We start from the raw sequence: 21,876 nt of genomic DNA, 5'->3' as shown, positions 1-21,876 counted from the left end.
TCCTCTTTCAGGGAATGATTCAGTTCGCGAGAAGCGCGCGCGCCGCGAAATTGCCGGAGCGTATTGCACCCTCGATCGTTGCGGGCAATCCGGTCGCGGTCCAGTCGCCGGCGAGCACCAGATTGGCAAATGCGGTGCGTGCCCCCGGGCGGCGCGCGTTTTCTTCGGGCGTCGCGGCGAAGGTCGCCCGCTTTTCCTTGAGAATTTGCCATGCGGGAAGCGGCGCCGCAATCTGTGTCACTTTTGCCACCTCGGCCCAGATTTTTGCGGCGAGGACCTCGCGCGGCTCGTCGAGCAGATGGTCGGCGCCGCTGATCGTCACCGCGAGCCGTTCGGGGAAGGCGAAGAGCCATTCGCTGACACTGTTGACGAGGCCGAGAATGGGCGGGAATCCTGCCGGCGGCGTGATCTTGAAATGGGCATTGACGATGGCGGTGAAGCGCTGTGGCGCTTGAAGTCCTGGCACGAGTTCCTGCGCCACGGGGGCGGGTACGGCAAGGACCAGGGTGTCCTGCGGCCGCAAGCTCATGCGCGCATCACCAAATTCGAGGCCCGCGACGCGGTCCCCCTCGAAACGGATCGTCCGTAGCCGATGGTCGAGGCAAATTTCGGCGCCCCGTTGTGAAAGCCAGGCGAGCGCGGGCTCGATGAAGGCGGCGGAAAGTGTCGGATGGGCGATCATGGGGCGGCAGGCCTGCCCACCCTTGGCGAGTGTCTCGCGGATGACAGAGGCGGCGAGCGCGGAGGAGCCTTCGGGCGGCTCGAGATTGAGGGCGGCGAGCAGGAATGGCCGCCAAAGTTTTTGATAGAGCGGTCCCTGGTCGGACAGAATCTCTCCGATTTTTCTATCCTCGCGCGTCAGGAGCAATTTGGCGAGGCCGAGATAATCGAGCGGTTTTGTGCCCGGCACGCGGCGATTCTTCGAAAAAACCCACCAGGGCAGGGGGCCGGCATTGGGCCGCACGCGCCAATGTTCGCCCGTCGCGAGGTCGAAAAATGGGAAATCGGCTTCCGTGGGCCCTTGAAGATTCGCCTCCGAGCCAATGGTGCGCAGGAAACGGCGCGCCTCGTGATTGCCTGAAAGCAGCAAATGATTGCCATTATCGATCACCATGCCAAGGGCTGTGTCGAAATAGGAGCGGCAACGGCCTCCCGCCTGTCTTGCGGCCTCGTAGAGGATGATTTCACGGCGCCCGTCGGCAAGCGCGATAGCGGCGGCAAGGCCGGCTAGACCCGCGCCGACGATATGAACGATGGGACGATCCACTAGAAGAATCCGTAACGCAAAAGGGCAAGCAAGATCTGGGATTTGGGGGTCTTGACGCGTTCACGCGGCGGTGCGAAGCCGCGCGCCTCGAGCCGTGTGAGGATGGCGCCATAGGCCTGCGCCATGATGCGGGGTGCCCGCACACTCTTGCGCGGACATCTGTCCATGATAGCGGCCCCGGCTGCGAAATGTTTTGCCGCCGCGTCGAGAATTGAGCGGCAAGCCTGTCCGAGCGCCGGGCTCGTCAGGACAGCCTCGATCTCGGGCTTGATTCCCGCCGCGATCAAGAGGTCACGCGGCAGATAGAGGCGCTGGCGCTCGGCGTCTTCGTCGATGTCGCGCAGAATATTGGTCAATTGGAAGGCACGCCCGAGATGATAGGCGAGGTTCTGGCCTTCCGTCTCTGGCACGCCGAAGACACGCACGGACAGCCTGCCGACTGCGCTCGCGACCCGGTCGCAATAGAGATCGAGCGTCGCAAAATCGGGGATCGCGACGCGATCGGTAAGGTCCATCTCCATGCCGTCGATTACAGCGACAAAATCCTCGCGGGCGAGACCGAAGGCGTGGATGGTCTCGGAGAGCGGAACGAGGGCTGCCCGGGGAATCGCGCCGCGATAAAGGGCATCGATATCCGCGCGCCAATCCAGCAGGGCTTGCGCACGCTCGGGCAGGGGGCCTTCCTCGTCGGCAATATCGTCCACCGCGCGGCAAAAGGCATAGATCTGGAACATGGCCTCGCGCTGTGGCGCGGGCAGAATGCGCATGGCGGCGTAAAAGGAGCTGCGCCGCGACTGTGTCGCGGCGTCAGTGGAGGCGGTCTCAGGAGAAACGATCACGGCCTCGGCTTTCGTCATGCTCACTTCTCCTTCGCCGGAACGGAGTTGAGCGCACCGACGCGCGGGCTCGAGGCGAAGCCTGTGAAGAGCCCTTTGAACAGGCCAAGGATCGCTTGCAGCAGAAAGTCGAATTTCGCCAGATGCACCTTTTCGCTCAAGGGATCAGCCTTCTGGAGAAGGGTGACGAGCTTGTCAGCCAGCTGCGCGATCATCGCGGTTTCGATCCGCAGGCGGATATCGCGTACTTGTGGTGGCAGCAGCCATCCCGTGGCGACGAGATCGGCCGTCTTGTCGATGAGGCCATCGAGGCACGCGCGCAAGGCTGTCGACGCCTCTGGTGCGGCCAGGGCCTCGACACCGATGCCCTGCGCCGTCAACGTGTCGAGGGGAATATAGACGCGGTTGATCTCGCGGTAATCCTTGGCGCAATCTTGGAGATGATTAATCACCTGCAAGGCGGCGCAAAGCGCATCCGAGGCCGGCCAAGTCGCCTCGCTCTCGCCATGCACAGCAAGCACGTAACGTCCCACCGGTGCAGCCGAATAGGCGCAATAATGCATGAGTTCAGCCCAATCGGCATAGCGGGTCTTGACCGCATCCATGCGGAAGGCGGTCAGGAGATCGAGCGCATGGCGCGGGGTGATTCCCGTCTCGGCGAGACTTGCGCGTAGCGGCAAAGCGGTGGCGGCGCTGTCGGTGTGACCGAGCAAGGTGGCTTCGAAGGCGTCGAGCCGCGCGATCTTTTCTTTCGGCGTTAGCGTCGGGCTGTCGGCTATATCATCCGCGGCGCGGGCAAAACGATAATAAGCGAGAATCGCCGGGCGATAGCGCGGGGCGATGAGGACGGAGGCGACAGGAAAATTCTCGCCGTGATGATCCTTGGAGGCAGCGACCTCGAGGGTGGCGGGCTGCGTCATGAAAACTTCTCCATTCCGGAAAGCCCGAGGTAGCCCTGGTCGCGAAACCAGGCGAAGGCCTCGATCAAGGCGTCCTGATAGGGGCGGGCATGATAGCCAAGTTCACGTTCCGCCTTCGCCGAACTGACGAACATATGATGTTTGGACATGCGCAAGCCGTCCAGGGTCAGGAAGGGCGTGCGTCCATTTAGGCGCGCCCTGGCCTCGGCGGCATAGGCGAAGGGATAGACCAGGGGACGCGGAATGCGAAATTTCGGCGTTTTATGGCCGCCGAGCCGGGCGATTTCCGCAAGCAGATTGGAAAAAGCGACATTCTGGCCGCCGAGAATATAATGGCCACCGATTTCGCCGCGCCGTAAGGCGGCGAGATGGCCGCTTGCGACATCGTCCACGTGAACCAGATTGAGGCCGGTGTCCACGAACCCTGGAATGTTGCCGCGTGCCGCCTCGACGATGATGCGCCCGGTCGGCGTCGGCTTGATGTCGCGGGGGCCAATCGGGGTGGAGGGATGCACGATGATCGCTGGCAGCCCCTCCTCACGGATCATCCGTGTGACCATTCGCTCGGCGGCGATCTTGCTGCGCTTATAGGCGCCGATCGCCTGCGCCTCGCACAGGGGCATTGTCTCGTCGGTCACCGAACCATTGGGCTGGAAAGCCAAGGTCGCCACGGAACTCGTATAGATGACGCGCTCAACCTTGGCCTTTTGCGCATTTTGCATGACAATGCGGGTGCCCTCGACATTGTTGAGGTGGATTTCCCGCGGATCGCGTGCCCAGAGCCGATAATCGGCGGCGACATGGAACAGGAACTGGACGCCGGCCATGGCGCGGGCCACGGCGTCCGGATCGCGCATGTCGCCCTCGACAATCTCGACATCGAGGCCCGAAAGATTGCCCCGCGGGCTGGTTCCGCGCGTCAGGACACGAACGCTAAATCCGGCTTCGATCAGGGCGCGACTCACCGCCGACCCGACGAAACCTGATCCCCCGGTGACCAGAACATCCTTGCCTTTCAAGCTGCTGCGTCCTTACGCTCTCGCTGGGTTTTCCAGAGTATTGCCTCTCCAAAGCGGAATCGGGAGAGTGCCCCTGGCTTTTTGAAAAACATTAAATTTATCCGAAACGGAATATTCACTTGGGTTAGAAGCGCGCGAGCAGGACGCGTTTGAGAAAAACCGCTTCGCGATGCAAAATTGTTGATCCTGCTTTATTTTTCTCATTCTGCTCCAGACGAACCTTGATGAGTTTGCGTCCATTTGAACCCTGGGCGGTCTTGAGTTTGCTTGCATACCGAGAGCCGAAATCCGACCTGGGATAAGCAAATTCAATCATGGCCTTAACTATGCGAGCCCCCTAGGATCGAGAATCACAGATTCTCGATCCGTCACTTTTTAAACTTATCCACTTGTCCTCATCGAACCACGACGAGTCGCGCTTCAATGAGGGTGGATACTAGGGGCCTCGCCATTCGCGGGGAATACCGGTGAACAAATCCCGGTTTTCCGAAATCGGGTTGATCGAAACGAGCAGCACATATCCGCCGGCGGCATGCGACCTCCCTTGAGGGCGCGCGGATAAGCCCAAGATATTCCTAAATGCCGGAATATACTGATCACGCGAGCGCGGCAAGTCATGCGGCAAATTGGCCTTTCATCGGCCCATTCATCGACACTGTGATCGGGTGTCGCGGTTAAATTTTCCCTCAAATTTTCGCATCGGCATTGCATTGCGGGGCTTGAGATGGTTCTAAACTAGCCCGGAACATTGAGGCGGAACGCTCCGTCCTTCTGGCCGTCGGGAAGCGGATCAAGGTCCGTGACCGTGATGCGCCTTTTCCTGCCGCAGTCCTCGCAAGAGGCCAAGCCACCGAAAGCATCATGGACCAGTTGAAAACGGTACCGGAGGCGCAAGCACAAGGGACAGAGGTCGAGGCTAAGGGGAAAAAGCCTTCGCCGAAAGCGCTGCTGCCGCTCGTTCCTTATATGTTGCGCTACAAGGGGCGCCTTTTGGGCGCTTTCGTTGCTTTGACCATGGCCTCGGCGGCGACGCTCGCCGTGCCCTTTGCCGTCCGGCAGATGATCGATCTCGGCTTTTCGGCCGAGAGCAGCGGCGCGGTCAATTGGTCTTTCCTGGCGCTCATCGGTATCGTCGCCGTGTTGGCGCTCGCCTCCGGCTTTCGGTTTTATTGCGTCACGACGCTTGGCGAGCGGGTCGTCGCCGACTTGCGCGATACCGTGTTCAAACATTTGAGCCGGCTCGATGCGTCTTTTTATGACACGGCGCAGGTCGGTGAATTGCTCTCCCGCCTGACCGCGGACACGGTGCAGATGAAATCGGCCTTCGGGTCTTCGGCCTCGGTGGCCTTGCGCAATCTGTTCCTGTTTGTCGGCGCCATCGGGCTGATGATTTATTCGTCGCCCAAGCTTTCGGCCTATGTGCTGGTGGCTTTGCCGATCATCGTTTTGCCGCTCGCGGCCTCTGGCCGCTCCGTGCGCAAGCGCTCGCGCCAGGCGCAAGATCGCCTTGCTGAAGTCAGTGCCTATGCCGCCGAAAACCTCGGAGCGGTGCGCACGATGCAGGCCTTTGTGGCGGAAGGCATGGTCACCCGCCGGTTCGCCAGCGCGGTGGAAGGCGCCTATGAGGCGGCGCGCGGTGCCGCGCAGGCCCGGGCTGCCTTGACGATCGTGATCATCTTCCTCGTCTTTTCAAGCGTCGTCGCGGTGCTGTGGTTTGGCGCTCATGACGTGCTGACAGGGCGCATGTCCGCTGGTCTGCTCTCGCAATTTTTGCTCTATGCCGTGCTCGGCGCCAGCGCGCTTGGCGAGTTGAGCCAGGTCTGGAGCGAGATTTCGGCGGCGGCGGGCGCCGCTGGCCGAATCAGCGAGATTCTCGCGGTCAAGCCTAGAATCGTGGCGCCAGAGCCCTGTCTCACTTTGCCGACACCTGGACGCGGGGACATTCGTTTCGAGGCCGTGACCTTCTCCTATCCGAGCCGCCCCGAGGATACCGCTCTTAGCAGCCTGAGCCTGCATGTGGCGCCGGGCGAGACGGTTGCCATCGTCGGGCCGAGCGGCGCGGGCAAATCGACCCTGTTCCAATTGCTGCAACGTTTCTACGATCCGGCTTCCGGCCGCATCCTGCTCGATGGTGTCGATATCAAACAGGTCGATCCGGCCGATCTTCGCCATCACATCAAGAGCGTGCCGCAGGACCCGGTGGTGTTCGGCATTTCGATCACGGACAATATCCGTTATGGCGCGAGCGAGGCCTCCGACGAGGACGTGCGCCGCGCGGCGGAACAGGCGGCGGCGGATGAATTCATTCGCGCTTTACCGGATGGTTATGACACCAAGGTCGGCGAGCGCGGCGTCACTTTGTCAGGCGGCCAGCGGCAGCGCCTCGCGATCGCCCGCGCCATCCTCCAGCAGGCGCCGGTCCTCTTGCTTGACGAGGCGACCTCGGCGCTCGATGCCGAAAACGAGCAACTTGTGCAGAAGGCGCTGGAAAATCTGATGGCGGAGCGCACCACGCTCGTCATCGCGCATCGGCTGGCGACAGTCCTGAACGCGGATCGCATTCTCGTTATTGAGAATGGCTGTGTCGTTGAGGAAGGCACGCATACAAGCCTGATCGCCAAGGATGGGCTTTATGCCCGCCTTGCCCGCCTGCAATTCGAGACCGGAAACGAACTCATTAAGACGCAGCCGCAGCCGCCGGCGACTGAGGCGGCGGAATAAGGATCAGTCGGTTGTTTGTGGTCAGATGTGGTAATCAGATGTGGTAACAGGTATTGTCAGGGTTCGTAATCGTGCGAGCCGGCTTAAAAAAATGTCAGCGAGGTTCTCGCTGACATTTTTTTTGCACAAGGCTGGAGGCCACATAAGTTAGATTCGGCGAACGGTCCTACAGCGCAAGACTAATAGCACGGTCCGTAGGGATAGTATCCGCAAGGCGGTCTAGCCACAGCCGCTCCAGCCGCCGCCGCACCGGCACCTATTGCCAATCCACGGGCTACGGGCGCACCACGATAACCATAGCCGCGATAGCCGTAGCCACGATAGCCATAGCCGACGCTGCGGTGAACGTGGTACGCACCTCCAGCGCCCCGGTATCCAACACCGCCCCGGTATCCAACGGCGCCGCGGTGTCCAACGGCCGCACCTCGATACGCGAACGCCTCAGTTGAAAGAGCTGAAATACTCATAAGGCCCATGATAACGGCTGCGAGTGAATTGATCCGATGAGACATGATAGTGCCTTTCCTGAGATTGATCATAATTGCGCTCTGCTAGGAGGAGTTATGACCAATGGATGGACCAGCATTTCGATAATCATTTCAAAAGTCTGACGACGTCGTGTCTCGAATAGATAATAAAAGAGAAGCGCGTTTCCTGGCAGCACCGACCACGTGCCCCATGACTTATGAGTCTCATTGATCTCGATTTGTCGTGATCAATGAGGTCCGGCGGAAAGTGGCCGCCCGCCGTCGCGGGGCCAAGTGGAGGCCAAGTCTCGATGAGTTTCACTCAAGACCTGGTCTTAAAGTCAAGTTCAGCCTCCTCCGATTTTCGCTCGGTGCCCGCCTTCCAATAATGCATTCGAACGCTTTGCATCATCGAACGTGAGATCGATGAAGAAGTTACGGTCGGCTGGCAAAAATATTTGGTAACCGACAGAGGACGAACAAAAGCCATGACAGTGGCTACATAGATTGCCTCCGCAAGCAGTCCGCGCCGTGGGCAATGAAATGACGCTTTTTCAAGTCTCTCGTTCAAGCCTCGCGCGTCTTTCTCAGGAGATCATGCTCTCCCACGGGAATAGTTCAGGCGAAGCGAAATCGTCGCGTGTTTCCTTTGGCCGTGCCTACGCTCTCTCCCGATCGGCAGAGCTGAAGAATTTTTGGGAACCCTCTGTTTCCTCTTCGCATTTGAGACAGGCAACCAGCGTGAGCGCTGGTTGGGGGAAACCAAGTGTTCGCTTGTTCTTTCCGGTCGGCGGCTGGAAAGGGGCAGCGAGCCTGCGTCAAATCCGGAAGGTTCATCATGGCTGATATTACTTTTGCCAGCCCCCTGCTTCCTAAGAACAAAACTGTCTATGGTATCGCGGGTGATACGCATACATTGCTCGCTGTCGCCAGGGACCATCGTATCCCTGTGCCCTTCAATTGCGAGGATGGCGATTGCGGCTCCTGTCTCATCAAGGTCACGGTCCTTGATGGCAAACAGCCCATGGGCAGCACTTTGTCCGAGAAAGAAAAATTCACGCTCGCGGCGCATGGCAAGCTGAGCAAGGAGGCCAAGGAACTCGCGGAAATCGCGGATATTCCGCCGCAATACCGTCTGGCCTGTCAGTATATCGTGCGTGACGAGCCGATCCTGGTGGAATTTTCCGGGGAGCCTGGTGTCGAAATCGATCCCGCCCGCCACAAACACGAGCGGGCCGCGCTCAATGATATCGAGACGACCGGCGCGGAAGACAGGGAATATGCCGAATCCGTGAAGGCTTGACGCATACTCATCCTTTCCCATCGGTCACAGATGACCGGTGGGAGGGTGTCGCATGTTCACCTTAGAGCATCGGACTTTCAAATTGAATCATCTCCGATGCTCTATCTTCCTGAAAACGCATCAGATTGGTCCCAAAAGTGGGAGCCACTTTTGGGTCTGATGCTCTAGCTTTTGAAAAAAGCGACCCTTATCGGGACATGATGCGGGGTGCATCATGTCCCATTTCTCTTCACCATTCCGCCGGATCAGCTTCAATATCGAAGGGCGCGAGTTTGTTCCATTGGGCGTCATCGGTCTGTTTGGCCTTATGCCATTCCTGGCAGAGGGCTTCGAAAACCGGCTCGTCATAATGGAACACGGTTTTGCTGGGCACCTGAATTGGCTGGTGAATGCCGAGCAGAATTTCTTCCAGGAGCGCCGGATCGGCGACCAAGGCTTGTTGGTCCTCGATGGAGAGGAAAATCCGCTTCTGGGGCTTGCCGCCCAGGGCCTTCACGATCACCAATGTCTCAAGCATGCCACCCCCTTTGGTTTGAAACTTGCTTCGATCCGATGAAGCGGACCGATCGGCGCGTTGGTGTTTGAGCAGATCATGCCGACGCGCGAAGACCCACGCGCTATCACCGATAGCGTCGCCGGCGCAAAAATATCCGTACGTAGTCTGCTTGAAAAGTCTTAATCCTTCGTGCCCGCAAAACGCAGGGTCCATATCTTGCGTCCTGAGGTCGCATTCACGCCATCGGCTATTTTGACGAATCCTTCCCGCTCATAGAAGCGTAGGGCGCGCCCATTGTCCTGATTCACATCGAGTTGGAGGGGACCTGCGCAGCTTCGCTTAGCCTCCGCCAGCAAAGCCTTGGCGATGCCCTTGCCCTTGGCCTCGGGTGCAACCGCCAATTGCTCCAATGTGTTTCGTTGGGGGTCGATCGTCGCGACACCGAGGAGATGATGCGCATCGTCCTCGGCAAGGAGAATGAGACCGCCGCCTCCCGCCATTGTATCGAAATGCTTTAAGAGCCACGCCTGACGGGCGCAGAAATCAATCTCGGGGAATGTCTCGCGCCATGTCTCGACCCATAGCGTGGTAAGGCCTGCATAATCCTGCTCCTGGGCAAGACGAAGATGAAAGGGGGGCATGGACATTGACGGATTTGCGGAGCTTTGGGGAGGGGCGGGAAAAGAGGCGAGAGGCATTGCCTAAGGGGGAATCGGCATAAACCACGATTCTACTCAAAAATCCTTTATAAGCCATCCACTCATGGCTCATTTCGAATGCGATCAACCGGTCCCATGTCCGAACACTGCGATGCCACCGGGCTTGCGATACCCCTCGTGCGGCGGCTGATTCTGTCTGATTTCCGCTCCTATCCGGCGCTCGATCTGTCGCTTGGCGCCAAAATGATCGTCGTCACGGGTGAGAATGGCGCAGGTAAGACCAATCTGATCGAAGCCTTGTCTCTCTTCACGCCTGGGCGCGGCCTGCGGCGGGTTGAACTTGCGTCCTGCGCCCGCGCGGAAGGGCCAGGCGGATTTGCGGTTTCGATCGAGATCGAGACGGGAGCGGAGAGGGTTCAACTCGGCACGGGTCTGGTGCCGCGGAGCGAGGGCGGATTTGCGCGTCAGTACCGGATCGAGCGCGCGCCCGTTGGCTCGGCGCGGAGTTTTGCCGATCATCTGCGGATCGTCTGGCTGACTCCGGCGCAGGATGGGCTCTTCGCGGCGTCCCCCGGCGAGCGGCGGCGTTTCCTTGACCGGCTGGTGCTCTGTGTCGATGCCGAGCATGGCGCCCGCGTCACGGTTTTGGAGCGCGCCTTGCGCAATCGCAATCGTCAGCTCGAGGATCATTATGCCGATTCGCGCTGGCTCGATGCGACGGAAAAGGAAATCGCCGAAATCGCCGTGGCGGTCGCGGCGGCACGCGTGGAAACCGTCGCTCGCCTGCGGCGGCTGATCGACGAGAGCCGCGATACGATCACGCCCTTTCCCTGGGCGGATCTCGAAATCCGGGGCGATCTCGAACGGCTCGTCGGTGAGCGTCCGGCGCTGGAGGCGGAAGAGCTTTATCGGGGCATTCTGCGCGATAACCGGCGGCGCGACGCGGCGGCCGGCCGGGCCTTGGTCGGGCCGCAAAACAGCGACCTTCTGGTGCGTCATGGGCCGAAACAGGCGGATGCGGCGCGCTCCTCGACGGGTGAACAAAAGGCCTTGCTGGTTGGTCTGGTGCTGGCCCATGCCCGTCTCGTTGCCCGCGCCACGCAAACGGCTCCAATGATCCTGCTCGACGAGATCGCTGCCCATTTCGACGCTTCCCGCCGGGTCGCGCTTTATGAGGAATTGGCGGCGCTTCCCGGACAAATCTGGATGACCGGCGCGGAAGCTTCCGCGTTTTCCGGCCTCGCCGATCATGCTGATCTGCTCCAGGTGAGGCCCGGTCTCGTGGGCCGGCTCGCGCATCAAAGCGACAGGATCCTCCCGGCATCCGATTCAACGAGCGATGTTTGACGCGAGGCTCTTTCGGGATCGATTCGAGAGTCGAGGCGTTTTGTTCAAACTCAATTCAGCCTGATGGACTAGAATCGCGGTTGATGATCCTTTTGTCAGGGGATCGCGTTTGCGCGCGGCGAGAGAGTCTGCAACAGCCTAAAGCGCAATGATGACGGCCCTTTCAGAATCATCTGACCCTGAAGGGACCTTGAAACGATGGACTGAATGCAATGCGAATCATGACGGAACACCGATCGAATCCTTGGCACCGCTTGTGGGCTCTCCGCGGAGCTTTCGTTCTGGCCGGAGCCCTCGGTGTGTCGACCGTGTCTGCGGGTGCCGCACTGGCCAGTCCGGCACAGGGGCCGGCCTTGGGCGATTTCGCTTCCATGGATGGTCTCTCAAGGGATGGCCTCTCAAGGGACGGCCTCTCAGGTGTTCCCGTGGAGAAGGTCCAATATTTCTGGGGTGGCCGGAATTATTGCTGGTACCTCGACGGCTGGCAGGGACCTGGCTGGTATTGGTGCGGATATAATTGGCGTCAGGGGCGTGGCTGGGGCGGAGGCCATGGCTGGCGAGGCTGGGGCGTGCCGGGCGGTGGTGAGGGTAACTATTGGGGACGCGGCGATGGCTGGCGGCGCGGCGATGGTTGGCGTGAGGACGGCCGGCAAAGGGGCTGGGACAATCGCGGCGGCGGTGAGAATTGGGATGGCGGCCGTCGTGGCAACCAGGGCGGACAAGGTGGGCAAGGCGGCGGTTACTACGGTGGCGGTCAAGGTGGTGGTGGTCAAGGGGGCGGCCAAAACCAGGGCGGCGGACGTCAAGGTGGCGGTGGTCAAGGGGGAGGTGGTCAAGGGGGAGGTGGGCAGCGCGGTGGCGGTCAGGGGAACTGGCAAGGCGGCGGTGGCGGCCAAGGCGGTGGTGGCCAAGGGGGATATAGCGGCGGCCAAGGTGGTGGCGGCGGTCAAGGCGGCGGTGGTCAGGGGGGTGGTTATTACTAGAACGTGATGCTTTCGCAGCCCTTCATTCAATGAAGCTTTAACTGTTTGAGCACCAAATCTCTCCGAGAGAAGTGATGATGCGCTATAGCATCGCTCGTGCATTTGGACAGCGGGTGATGCTATAAGCCTTTGATAATTGAGTAAAATTTATCCTCAAAGCGATATCGCTTTGAGGTTTGATGCTGGAGTGCATCGCTCGCTAGCGAGGTGGCAGGAGACAGCTCTATGTCCTTATCAGAGCCTCAAATTTATCCTGCACTGTCCTGAACTGGGTTCGTGACCTTGGTTTGATGCCATGGCCTCTGCCGTGCTCCGGCGAGCGCGGCCCGCTGGTTCGAGGAATCCGATTGGCACGGTTCCTTGAACCGATCTCGAGAGCGGTTCTCGAGGGAGCCTCTCTCTCTTCAATCGATGCCTGTCCCGGATCGGTCACCGGATGATGGTGGGCGTTCATGGCCGCATCGATCTCGACGTCGAACAGGAGGAGAAATGACAATAAGAACAATGTTGATTTCCACGGCTGCGGCCGTGGTCCTGGCGATGGGCAGTTCAGCCGCCATGGCGGTTCCGAGCGTGGATCCTGGTGTGGCCGGCATAACGGCCACGTCCTTGCCGGTGCAGAAGTCCCAATATTTCTGGGGTGGCCGGCGTTATTGCTGGTATGGCGCCGGTTGGAGCGGACCCGGCTGGTATTGGTGTGGCTACCCTTGGCGGCGCGGTTATGGCTGGGGTGGTGGCTATGGTTGGCGGGGCTGGGGGGTGCCGGGTGGCTATTACGGCGGCTGGCGCGGCGGTGGCTGGCATGGCGGCGGTTGGCATGGCGGAGGTGGCGGCTGGCGTGGCGGCGGCGGTGGTTGGCACGGAGGAGGTGGTGGCTGGCACGGCGGCGGCGGTGGCGGTTGGCACGGCGGGGGTGGCGGGCATGGCGGCGGTGGCTTCATGCGCTGATCCCGAACTCAAACATCTCGAAAGACCGAAGGAGGGAGGCCAAGCCTCCCTCTTTTTTGATCTGTGGCGTCAGATCCAATGGCCTATGGTTGGGGTTTGATGGAGGTTGGCAAACCCTGTTCCCTTGAGCTTGAGAGAGCTTCAATGGATAGGGTCATGCTGGGCCGCGATAGGGCGGGCATTCTTCGTCTTCAGGATACGCGCAGGAGGGACAATGGGACTGAGAACGATGGCGATGTCTGCGATCATGGCCGTGGGCCTCGTAGCCGGCAATGTCATGGCGACAGACACGAGGGCTTTTGCGGCGCCTGTCTTTGACGGCGGCGTGGGGAATCTCGCGGCGGATGCGCTTCCAATCCAGCAGTCCCAATTTTTCTGGGGTGGACGGCAATTTTGTTGGTATCCCACAGGCTGGCAGGGACCAGGCTGGTATTGGTGCGGCTTCAATTGGCGGCGCGGCAGGGGCTGGGGCGGTCGTGCCGGATGGCACGGCTGGGCTGTTCCGGGCCGGCATCATCATCATCGTGGCGGCTGGCATGGAGGCGGGCACCATGGAGGCGGCTGGCACGGAGGTGGACGACCGGGGGGCGGACAACAAGGCGGTGGACGGCCCAGCGGTGGTGGCAGGCCCAATGACGGTGGAGGCGGCGGCGGTCGCGGGCGCTGATCCAGAGCATCGGACGTTCAATGCGGAGGATTTATCTCACGGCTGAACCCCAGCCGTGAGCGCATCGACCATGCCGCCGATGAGATTTGCTGCAAGAAGGCTTTCCGTCGTCGGAGGCCGAAACAAGGGCTGCAAATAGTCCTGTGTCGTAGCGACCATGGCTTCGAGCGCGAACAAGGCTTCTCGCGCCGCCGCCGGGCTCACGGGCGTAAAACGCAAGGATGCACCCGGGCGCAATTGCGCCAGGGTGCCGAAATCGGCGCGGATGACATGGCCGATTTTCGGATAACCGCCGGTCGGTTGATGATCAGCCATCAGAATCAAGGGGTGTTGATCGCCGGCGATCTGGATCGCGCCTTCGGCAATCCCATCCGAAATAATGTTGAACCCTCGCGCATGGGCGATTCTCGGGCCTTCGAGGCGATAAGCCATCCGATCCATGACGGGCGAGAGGGTAAAGACCCCGCTATAAAAACATTCGATGGCTTCGGGGGTAAAATAATCTTCTTGAGGACCGGGAACGACGCGCAACAAAGCCGGACGTGGCGCGAGCCAGGGGGCCTCGAGGCTCTGATCCGGCACGGCAAGGACTTTGGCCTCGGTCGGCAATAGATCACCCTTGCGCATCATGCGCCCTTCGAGACCGCCAAGGCCTGAGCGGGTATGGGTCGCGCGGCTGCCCATCACGGGCGGCGTCGCAAAACCTCCTGCGACTGCGAGATAGGTCCAAGATCCCCAGCAAGATCCCGGAGCGCCGGCGCCAGGCCGCGCCGTCAAAGTCTCGCCCGGCTGCAAGGTCAGGCATGCGGCCTTGGGCAGGGCGTGGCCGTTGCGCCGCCATTCAAAGGCGCCACCACAAAAGGCGATGGCCTGGGGCCTCTCCTCGCAGGAAAGATCAAGGCCGCCGATGGCAATTTCCAGGGCGGCTGCATCGAGGGTGTTGCCGAGCGCCAGATTTGCGGTGCGGAAGGCCACCCAATCCATGGGGCCGGCGGGCGTGACGCCATGGCGCTGGTGGAAAAATCGTCCGCCATCCTGGATCGTCGCGCCGGGTCCGGCATGGAGGATACGCAGGCTCATCGAGGGGCAATCAAGGGATCGCCAGAAAGAGCGCGTGCCTCGAGGCTGGCGAAAGCGGCCGCATTGATGCGCTCGAAACGGATTTCATCGCCCACTTCGGTCAGAAAAGGCTGAGGCCGGCCGAGATCGAACACACGCACGGGTGTGCGCCCCAACACATACCAACCTGTGGGCATGGCCATGCTGGTAATGAGCGCCTGCCCGCCGGCAATGGTCAGTGAACCCGCTGGAGCCGGTGGTCGCGGTGTCGGCCGGCGCGAGACGCCGAGTGCTTCGGGCAGGCCGCCGAGAAAAGTAAAGCCTGGAGCGAAACCATACATATAGACGCGATAGGTCGCGCTCGCATGCAGATCGATGATTGTTTCCGGGGGAAGATCGAGCAAGCTGGCCACTTCCGCGAGATCTTCGGCAAAGGGAAGATCATAGCAGACCGGAAAAAGCCAATGTTTGGGCGGTGCAGGCTCTGGCCGCTCGTTGCGGCGCTCGGTCAGGGCCACGGTCAGATCTTCGCTTGTCAGGCGATGGGGGTCGAAATGGATCAAGAGCGAGCGATAAGTCGGTACCGTTTCGAGAATGCCGGGGATTGGCCGCAGGCTCAAGGACTGATCAAGACCAAGCACCTGGTCATGCAGACGGGGGTCGATCCTATCCCCGAATTCGACGCAAAGAGCGCTTTCTCCGACCGGAAGATAGCGTGGGGCGTTTTGCGTGTTCATGCGCAAAACGATTTCAGGCTGATGCCGGCTTCTTCCAGCGCCCGGCGCACCGCGCGCGCTGCCGCCACCGCGCCTGGCGTGTCGCCATGCACGCAAATGGAATCGATGCCGACGGGAATATGTTTGCCTGAAATGGAGATGACAGCCCCTTCCTCGACCATGACGCGTATGCGCGCCGCAATAATATCGGGTTCGTGAAGCACGGCGCCCGGCAGGCTGCGCGAGAGCAATTGCCCATCCTCGGCATAGGCGCGATCGGCAAAGATTTCCCGGGCGATCGGCAGGTTTTGGGCAAGGCCTGCCTGTTCCAACTCGGTTCCGGAGATGACAAGAAAGATGAGATCGGGATCGATGGATTTGATCGCGCGGGCGATCGCGTCGGCGAGACCACGATCGGCGCAAGCGAGATTGCTCAGGGCGCCATGCGGTTTGACATGGGTGATCTTATGGCCGGACAAGGCTGCAAGCCCCATGGCCGCACCGACCTGATAAGCGATGAGATGCTCGACCTCGGCTGTGGTGCAGGGCAGGGGGCGGCGTCCGAAATGGGAGAGATCGGCAAAGCCCGGATGCGCACCAATGGCGACATTTTTCTGGCGCGCGAGGTGGAAGGTTTCGGCCATGATGCGCGGATCGCCCGCGTGAAAGCCACAAGCGACATTGGCGCTGGTGACGATATCGAGCATGGCGGCATCATCGCCCATCTGATAGGGGCCGAAACCCTCGCCGCAATCGCAATTGAGATCCACGCTTTTCCGTTCGGTTTTCGGCATGGTCCGGCCTTTTGACTGTGCTGCTACCAGCCTCTGCGTTCGTGAGCCTTCTCCATCCCGCCATATTTGCGTTTCCAGTCGGCGGGGTTGAGTTGCTCGCGGGGCGGGCGCCAGAATTCCTCGCCGCGATAGCCTTGGGCATAGAGAAGCGCGGTGAGATCGGCATGGTTGATACAGGCGTGCGCCGCGGCAGCGACCGCGGGCTTGGCGTGATAGGCAAGGCCAAGGCCCGCCGCACGGATCATGTCGAGATCATTGGCACCATCGCCGACGGCAATCGTGTCGATCTCTGAAAGTTGCAGTTTTTCGCGCTGGGCGACGAGGGTTGCGAGCTTGGCATCCTTGCCCAGGATCGGTTCCTGGACTTCTCCCGCAAGCCGACCATCTGGTCCGAGCAGCAGCACATTGGCGAAATTTTCGTGAAAGCCAATCTGTGTGCCGATGACCGAGGTGAAAGCGGTGAAACCGCCGGAGACGAGCACCGTATGCACACCATGCTGGCGCAGGGTCTGCACCAAGGTGCGGGCACCGGGCGACATGGTGATCTTTCTGCTGATAACGCGCAGGATCGTGTCGGGATGCAGGCCCTTCAGAAGTGCGACACGTTCACGCAAGGCAGGCTCAAAAGAGATTTCGCCGCGCATGGCGCGTTCGGTGATCTCAGCCACGTGTTTCTTCTTGCCGACCTGATCAGCCAATTCATCGATACATTCCTGACGGATCATGGTCGAATCCATGTCCGCGAGGAAGAGTTTCTTGCGGCGTCCCGCGACTGGCTGGACGATGACGTCGATGGGGGCGGGGCTGAGCGCGGCGCGGATTTCGTCGGCGATCTCGCGCAAGTTGCGATCACCTGCTTCGAAGAGAATATCGGCGGCAATACGCGTATCGAGCCAGTTCGGAGCCCCAGAGCCCGGCAATAAAGCCGCCGCGCGCTGCACCTCGCCTTCGCCGAGCTGCGGAAATGCGGGATCGCAAACGAGGGTGGCCACATGCGTCATCGAGATCGTCTCAACAGGGAACGGAATGAGTTCTGGTCTTGCCAGAAACCATTCCAAAAGTCGTTCCAAAAATGCGAAAGTCCAAGAGCCTGAGCGCGAGAGCCTTGCGGGGCTAAAACGCCAATGGATCGGTTTATCAATAAAAAAGGCGTTCCCACGAAGTGAAGATTCGTGGGAACGCCCTTGAGGGAATGCCTTGGAGCCGGGTCTTCCGAAACGGAAGAAAGAGAATTATGCGGCTTCCTCGATATCGCCATCCTCGTCCGCATCGTCGAGATCGATTTCCTCGACCTTGCTGCCGCCGCGACGAGGACCTTTCAGCAATTGCGCCTCGATGAGCTTCAAGGATTCCGTTTCGGTCAGTTTCTGGACGGCGGCGAGTTCGCGTGCGACACGGTCGAGCGCAGCCTCGTAGAGCTGGCGTTCCGAATAGGATTGCTCGGGCTGGGCGTCGGAGCGGTAGAGATCGCGCACCACTTCGGCAACGGCGATGAGATCGCCGGAGTTGATCTTCGCCTCATATTCCTGTGCCCGGCGCGACCACATGGTCCGTTTGATCCGCGCCCGGCCGGTGAGGGTTTCGAGCGCCTTGTCGATCACATCCGCCTCGGCGAGCTTGCGCATGCGCACGCTGACGGCCTTGGGCGTCGGAACCTTCAGAATCATCTTGTCCTTGACAAAACTGATCACGAAAAGCTCGAGCTTGAAGCCCGCGACTTCCTGCTCCTCAATGGCGATGATCTGACCGACGCCATGAGCGGGATAGACGATGAATTCGAGCGGCTTGAAACCATGGCGCTGGGCATTGCCGGCTGCCTTGCCCGTGGGCTTCGCCGCTGGCGATTTCTCATTGGCACCGGCTGCGGCGGTGGTCTTTACCGGTGGCGTGGATTTCGCGGCGGCAGGCTTGACGGCGGGCTTCGTCGTTTTCACGGTTTTGCCGGCAAGGGAAGGATTTTGAACCGGTTGATTGAGGGACGTGTCGGTCATTGCGGTCTCGACGGGCGCGTCGGCGGCCGCCTCAGTTGTTTTCTTGTCTGTTTTATTGGTCACCGGGGGTCCGATCATTTGTCTTGGGGGCTGATATTTCAAAGGCTGGGAGAAAATGGCGCCATTCTCGGCTGTGGAAAGGGTGGTCTCTCCGTCATCGGGGATGGACATAACGGAATTGTCGTCAGATGAAGCAACGGAAGCATGAAGATCCGGGGAACCGGACGCGTTTTTGTCGATAGCAGAGGCGACGGAAAGCGACACGACCTCGGCGGCAGGGGGATGCGCGGTCTGGCCCTTGGCTGTTTGCGTCTCGGTCGCTATTCCAGTCTTATTGACGGAGGCCATGGCGGCGAACCCCTGTTAGAGTGTCGTTCCATTGAACAGGATTAGGCATTGGCCCTAAACTGATGTTCTTAAAAGATATTCCTGCTATCGGCGGGTGAGGCCGCGATCAAAGGCTCGAAGTGTTCTCGAAAACACGCCGCAGAATGCCGTTTCGGTTGGCGCATTATGCGGGGCTGACCCTATTCATTCATTGTGATGGCAATGATCGGGTGAAGCATCGTCGTCTCGTAAACCATCCATTCACTGAAGCACCGGCCAAGACCGAAAAAACGGAGTCGAAAGGATGGTTGGTTCCCATGCGTTTGCGCGAAAGCGGCCATGGAGCGAACATTCCTACGAGGCTTCATCGAATATTATTGAGCATTTCGGACGTGAGCATCGGCGGATTGGGGAGTCTGAAATGCCCTTATCTCTTTGTTTTTACATAAATCTCTGAAAAAGGCGCAACTTTCCCAGAATATAGTCTCGAGCCTTTACGAACATGCTGACTGACCTAAAAACGATCGTCCCTAGGGATTTGATACCGAAGACGTATCTGGACGATGGCATCATACCCGGTCTTCCGGGCCGGTCGAAAATTGCGCGAGCACCTGACCCAAAAGCGAGCGTCACTTTTGGGTCAGGTGCTCTAGCCGAAACCTTCAGGACCGTGATGCGAATGTGTCACGAAAAATACCAAAAATTGTTTCACGCAGAGGTACAATAGCACAATTTCATAAAAAATCAAAAAACATGCACATTGCCTGTGGAGTTCTTGTCCACAGGGCCGCGGTTGAGGAGAAAATTTGCCTTAAAACTAGGCAATAGCGCCGATTTCCTTCTCCCGTAAAAGGATGAATCGGTCCTCGGAAGGCGCCATTTCCAGAGCCTGATCGCTCTTGTCTCTTTCTGCGCCCTCCCGGGTCCGCTTCATGTCCTGGCTGGTGGTTCAATCGCCCTGGCCGGGGGTTTCCGTAAAAAAGGCGTCGAATTTTCCGGGCCTGCCATCGAATTGCTTGGCTTCTGGCGGAGCTTCGCGCTTGACCGTCACATTCGGCCAATATTGGGCCATTTTGCGGTTCAGGGCTTGCCATTTTTCAAGGCCTGACACGGTATCGGGCTTGATGGCCTCGGCCGGGCATTCCGGCTCGCAGACGCCACAATCAATACATTCATCGGGATTGATGACGAGCATGGTCTCGCCCTCGTAGAAACAATCGACGGGGCAGACCTCGACACAGTCCATGTATTTGCATTTGATGCAATTTTCCAGGACGACATAGCTCATGGTTTTCTCCTTGCGGGTCTCATTAAACTGGGGCGCCATACTGCTTCAAAACGAGACCGCAATACTCGTGTGCGTGATAGGAACATTCGTGACATCGAACTGCATAGAGGAGCAAGGCTGGTCCTATGGCATCGCTCGTCGAATCGGGCGCATGAGCGGTTCCAAAAGTCCTTATAGGGGCATCAAATTTTATCCTGAAAGGGGTCCGCTTTCTGGTGTGATGCCGGTGGCTTGGCCAATCCTCGTTTCGTCTTGGACCGGCTTGCCAAAGGGATCCTTGAGCTTTTGAAATTAAAGCCTTTTCATAAGCTTAAGGCATGGCACCCGATTTTGTATAAAACCGCCTTGCTCTATCGTTTTTGCTCTTCGGTGGCAAGCTTTGTGGACATGAAGGGTCGGACCGCAAATTTCAAGGTTCCAAGTTTCAGGGTTCCAAGGGAATTTTGGTCACCGCCGCATCATCCTCGGTCAATTCCTCGAAGAGCAATTTGGCTTCGGGATAGCCGCCTCGCCGTAAGCCGGGAGCGACGACGCGCAAGACCCGCACTTTCGTTTCAAGCGCGATGGTCAGGATATCGCCGGCGCCGATCGGCTTGGCGGGTGTCGTGACCTTCTGGCTGTTCAGGCGGACATGGCCATCGGTAACAAGACGAGCGGCGAGGGTGCGGGTTTTGACCACCCGGGCAAACCATAGCCATTTGTCCAGCCTCTGGCGTTCTGTCATGACGTCCCCCCACGGCTTTCTCTATAATGGTTTGAGGCTGGGGGTAAAACCAGGATCACCAGCGCAGCACGCGCCGCCCAAGGAAAAAGCCTGCCAGAACGACAAGGCCTGAGGCCAAACTATACCAGGTGGCGACGAAGAGCGGGCTATCATCCGTGCAATGGGCGGCATAGAAGGTCGCGCCCATGCCAGCCGCGGCTAGGCCCGCGACCATGCCTGCAAGTCCTGGCGAGGCGGGGGCGCCCCATCGCATGACGAGCATGAGACAGGCCAGCGGCCCTACCGAGAGCAGCGGAATCATGGCGAGGCAGAAACGCGCATTGGTGCCGATGAGGCGCGTGCCCCAATCCGCCGAGGGGATCACAAAGAGTTCGGCGGCACATGCGATGACCAGCAAAAATGGTGCGATCAGCAGCGCCCATCCGTGTGGGGAGGCCTCCGGCCGCGCCAGGGGAAGTACCAGCGCCAGAGCCGGTACGGCGAGGCTGGAAGTGACCAGGAATTTGAACAGGAAACGGATATGGTGAGCGGCCTCCGCGAGGTCATGCCGAAAACCGATGCCGGCGAAGAAGATGATGGCGGCGACCACGGCGCCACCGACAATCGCGAGCATCAAGGCGATGCCTGGCCGCAAGAGCCGGATCTCTTCATCCGCGACAAGGCCTTGGATCAGATCGTCGGTATTCACGCGGGTTCACTCCGAAACAGGACAGCAAGCATTTTCAAGGCCCGGTGCAAAGCGACACGCACGGCACCCTCGCTCATGCTCAAGCGCTCTGCCGTTTCCCTGACCGAACAGCCTTGCATCGAAATAGACTGGACGATATCGCGTTGCCGTTCATTCAACCGGTCCAGCATACGCCCGACATCATGGCTGTCGAGACTGTCGCCATGCGTCTCGACCGGCAGAAATTCGGCGATATCCTCGATCGGAACATCAGTGCGATATCCCCGGCGTCGAAGACTATCGACGACTTTATGCCGGGTAATCGCCGCAAGCCAGGGACCGATTGGCCGCTCGACATCCCAAGTATGCCTTTTGAGATGCACGGCGAGAAGGATCTCCTGCACGATATCCTCGGCCTCGTTGGCGCCAAAACCCTGCTGGCCCAATCCCAAACGATTGAGACGGTTACGCGCCGTGGCGCGCAGATAAGGCGTAATGGCCGTCAACACGCGGCGGTAGGCGACGCCATCCCCAGCCAAAGCGAGGCGCATCCACTCCGCCCATTCCTCCTCGCGTTCCAAACTCGTCACGCCTTCAGCTTCCTTCGCTGCCTTCCGGCTCTTCGTTACACGTCTTTTCGACTTTTATGAACGGACCGGGAAACATTTTTTCTTGGG

At 59.7% G+C, this 21,876-nt stretch carries 22 protein-coding genes; 6 read left to right on the top strand and 16 right to left on the bottom strand.

The window, feature by feature from the left end; genetic code table 11:
* Window positions 1–19 precede the first annotated feature (19 nt).
* The 5 genes from hpnE to BIND_RS15950 all read right to left on the bottom strand — a co-directional run bounded on the left by hpnE (window position 20) and on the right by BIND_RS15950 (window position 4,358).
* Entirely contained in the window at window positions 20–1,267 is a 1,248-nt protein-coding gene (hpnE, locus tag BIND_RS15970; protein ID WP_012386064.1) for a hydroxysqualene dehydroxylase HpnE, read from the bottom strand.
* The gene (gene hpnD, locus BIND_RS15965) at window positions 1,267–2,124 is read right to left on the bottom strand and encodes a presqualene diphosphate synthase HpnD (protein ID WP_012386063.1); all 858 of its coding nucleotides are present in this window, start codon (window positions 2,122–2,124) and stop codon (window positions 1,267–1,269) included. Before hpnD ends, hpnE begins: the two co-directional genes overlap by 1 nt.
* Window positions 2,125–2,126: 2 nt before the next feature.
* Window positions 2,127–3,023, bottom strand: a complete 897-nt coding sequence (gene hpnC, locus BIND_RS15960; RefSeq protein WP_012386062.1) for a squalene synthase HpnC — start codon at window positions 3,021–3,023, stop codon at window positions 2,127–2,129.
* Window positions 3,020–4,042, bottom strand: coding sequence for a hopanoid-associated sugar epimerase (hpnA, locus tag BIND_RS15955; protein ID WP_012386061.1), 1,023 nt, complete (start codon window positions 4,040–4,042; stop codon window positions 3,020–3,022). Before hpnA ends, hpnC begins: the two co-directional genes overlap by 4 nt.
* Window positions 4,043–4,166: 124 nt before the next feature.
* Window positions 4,167–4,358 (bottom strand): hypothetical protein, encoded by a 192-nt coding sequence (locus BIND_RS15950; protein ID WP_041778169.1) that lies wholly within the window; start codon window positions 4,356–4,358, stop codon window positions 4,167–4,169.
* 545 nt (window positions 4,359–4,903) lie between these two features.
* Between BIND_RS15950 and BIND_RS15945 the strand changes: the two genes are divergently transcribed.
* The gene (locus tag BIND_RS15945) at window positions 4,904–6,763 is read left to right on the top strand and encodes an ABC transporter transmembrane domain-containing protein (RefSeq protein ID WP_012386060.1); all 1,860 of its coding nucleotides are present in this window, start codon (window positions 4,904–4,906) and stop codon (window positions 6,761–6,763) included.
* Window positions 6,764–8,068: 1,305 nt separating this feature from the next.
* Window positions 8,069–8,533 (top strand): 2Fe-2S iron-sulfur cluster-binding protein, encoded by a 465-nt coding sequence (locus BIND_RS15935; protein WP_012386058.1) that lies wholly within the window; start codon window positions 8,069–8,071, stop codon window positions 8,531–8,533.
* 229 nt (window positions 8,534–8,762) lie between these two features.
* Here the strand turns inward: BIND_RS15935 and BIND_RS15930 are convergent, their stop codons facing one another.
* Window positions 8,763–9,050: a hypothetical protein gene (locus BIND_RS15930; protein WP_041778167.1), complete on the bottom strand. Its 288-nt coding sequence runs from the start codon at window positions 9,048–9,050 to the stop codon at window positions 8,763–8,765.
* A gap of 158 nt (window positions 9,051–9,208) precedes the next feature.
* A complete protein-coding gene (locus BIND_RS15925) occupies window positions 9,209–9,676 on the bottom strand; it encodes a GNAT family N-acetyltransferase (RefSeq protein ID WP_012386056.1) in 468 nt (155 codons plus the stop codon).
* Window positions 9,677–9,823: 147 nt separating this feature from the next.
* Here BIND_RS15925 and recF point away from each other — a divergent pair, with 147 nt between their 5' ends.
* The 4 genes from recF (at window position 9,824) to BIND_RS15905 (ending at window position 13,679) form a co-directional block, all read left to right on the top strand.
* A complete protein-coding gene (gene recF / locus BIND_RS15920) occupies window positions 9,824–11,035 on the top strand; it encodes a DNA replication/repair protein RecF (RefSeq protein WP_012386055.1) in 1,212 nt (403 codons plus the stop codon).
* Window positions 11,036–11,334: 299 nt separating this feature from the next.
* Window positions 11,335–12,018, top strand: a complete 684-nt coding sequence (locus BIND_RS22215) for a hypothetical protein (protein WP_162020897.1) — start codon at window positions 11,335–11,337, stop codon at window positions 12,016–12,018.
* A gap of 489 nt (window positions 12,019–12,507) precedes the next feature.
* Window positions 12,508–12,966: a hypothetical protein gene (locus tag BIND_RS21670; RefSeq protein WP_012386053.1), complete on the top strand. Its 459-nt coding sequence runs from the start codon at window positions 12,508–12,510 to the stop codon at window positions 12,964–12,966.
* 344 nt (window positions 12,967–13,310) lie between these two features.
* A complete protein-coding gene (locus tag BIND_RS15905; RefSeq protein WP_012386052.1) occupies window positions 13,311–13,679 on the top strand; it encodes a hypothetical protein in 369 nt (122 codons plus the stop codon).
* Here the strand turns inward: BIND_RS15905 and BIND_RS15900 are convergent.
* The 9 genes from BIND_RS15900 to BIND_RS15860 all read right to left on the bottom strand — a co-directional run bounded on the left by BIND_RS15900 (window position 13,670) and on the right by BIND_RS15860 (window position 21,789).
* Window positions 13,670–14,713 carry a 5-oxoprolinase subunit C family protein gene (locus tag BIND_RS15900; protein ID WP_012386051.1) on the bottom strand — a complete coding sequence of 348 codons (1,044 nt, stop codon included), beginning with the start codon at window positions 14,711–14,713 and terminating at the stop codon, window positions 13,670–13,672. The genes BIND_RS15905 and BIND_RS15900 overlap by 10 nt on opposite strands.
* Window positions 14,710–15,429 carry a 5-oxoprolinase subunit B family protein gene (locus BIND_RS15895; protein WP_012386050.1) on the bottom strand — a complete coding sequence of 240 codons (720 nt, stop codon included), beginning with the start codon at window positions 15,427–15,429 and terminating at the stop codon, window positions 14,710–14,712. Before BIND_RS15895 ends, BIND_RS15900 begins: the two co-directional genes overlap by 4 nt.
* Complete coding sequence (locus tag BIND_RS15890) at window positions 15,426–16,202, bottom strand: LamB/YcsF family protein (RefSeq protein WP_012386049.1); 777 nt, start codon at window positions 16,200–16,202, stop codon at window positions 15,426–15,428. The genes BIND_RS15895 and BIND_RS15890 overlap by 4 nt, the downstream gene beginning before the upstream one ends.
* A 23-nt stretch (window positions 16,203–16,225) precedes the next feature.
* Window positions 16,226–17,203, bottom strand: a complete 978-nt coding sequence (gene serB / locus BIND_RS15885; RefSeq protein WP_012386048.1) for a phosphoserine phosphatase SerB — start codon at window positions 17,201–17,203, stop codon at window positions 16,226–16,228.
* 231 nt (window positions 17,204–17,434) lie between these two features.
* Entirely contained in the window at window positions 17,435–18,541 is a 1,107-nt protein-coding gene (locus tag BIND_RS20830) for a CarD family transcriptional regulator (RefSeq protein WP_012386047.1), read from the bottom strand.
* A gap of 928 nt (window positions 18,542–19,469) precedes the next feature.
* Window positions 19,470–19,808, bottom strand: coding sequence for a ferredoxin FdxA (gene fdxA / locus BIND_RS15875; protein ID WP_012386045.1), 339 nt, complete (start codon window positions 19,806–19,808; stop codon window positions 19,470–19,472).
* A 424-nt stretch (window positions 19,809–20,232) separates the two neighbouring features.
* Window positions 20,233–20,532, bottom strand: a complete 300-nt coding sequence (locus BIND_RS15870) for an RNA-binding S4 domain-containing protein (RefSeq protein ID WP_012386044.1) — start codon at window positions 20,530–20,532, stop codon at window positions 20,233–20,235.
* 55 nt (window positions 20,533–20,587) lie between these two features.
* Window positions 20,588–21,220 (bottom strand): NrsF family protein, encoded by a 633-nt coding sequence (locus tag BIND_RS15865; protein ID WP_012386043.1) that lies wholly within the window; start codon window positions 21,218–21,220, stop codon window positions 20,588–20,590.
* A complete protein-coding gene (locus tag BIND_RS15860) occupies window positions 21,217–21,789 on the bottom strand; it encodes a sigma-70 family RNA polymerase sigma factor (protein ID WP_012386042.1) in 573 nt (190 codons plus the stop codon). The genes BIND_RS15865 and BIND_RS15860 overlap by 4 nt, the downstream gene beginning before the upstream one ends.
* Between the last annotated feature and the right edge of the window lie 87 nt (window positions 21,790–21,876).

The organism is Beijerinckia indica subsp. indica ATCC 9039, from assembly GCF_000019845.1.
Classification (GTDB): domain Bacteria; phylum Pseudomonadota; class Alphaproteobacteria; order Rhizobiales; family Beijerinckiaceae; genus Beijerinckia; species Beijerinckia indica.
The sequence above is the reverse complement of the archived record's forward strand: the minus strand, read 5'-3'. Positions and strand labels throughout refer to the sequence as shown.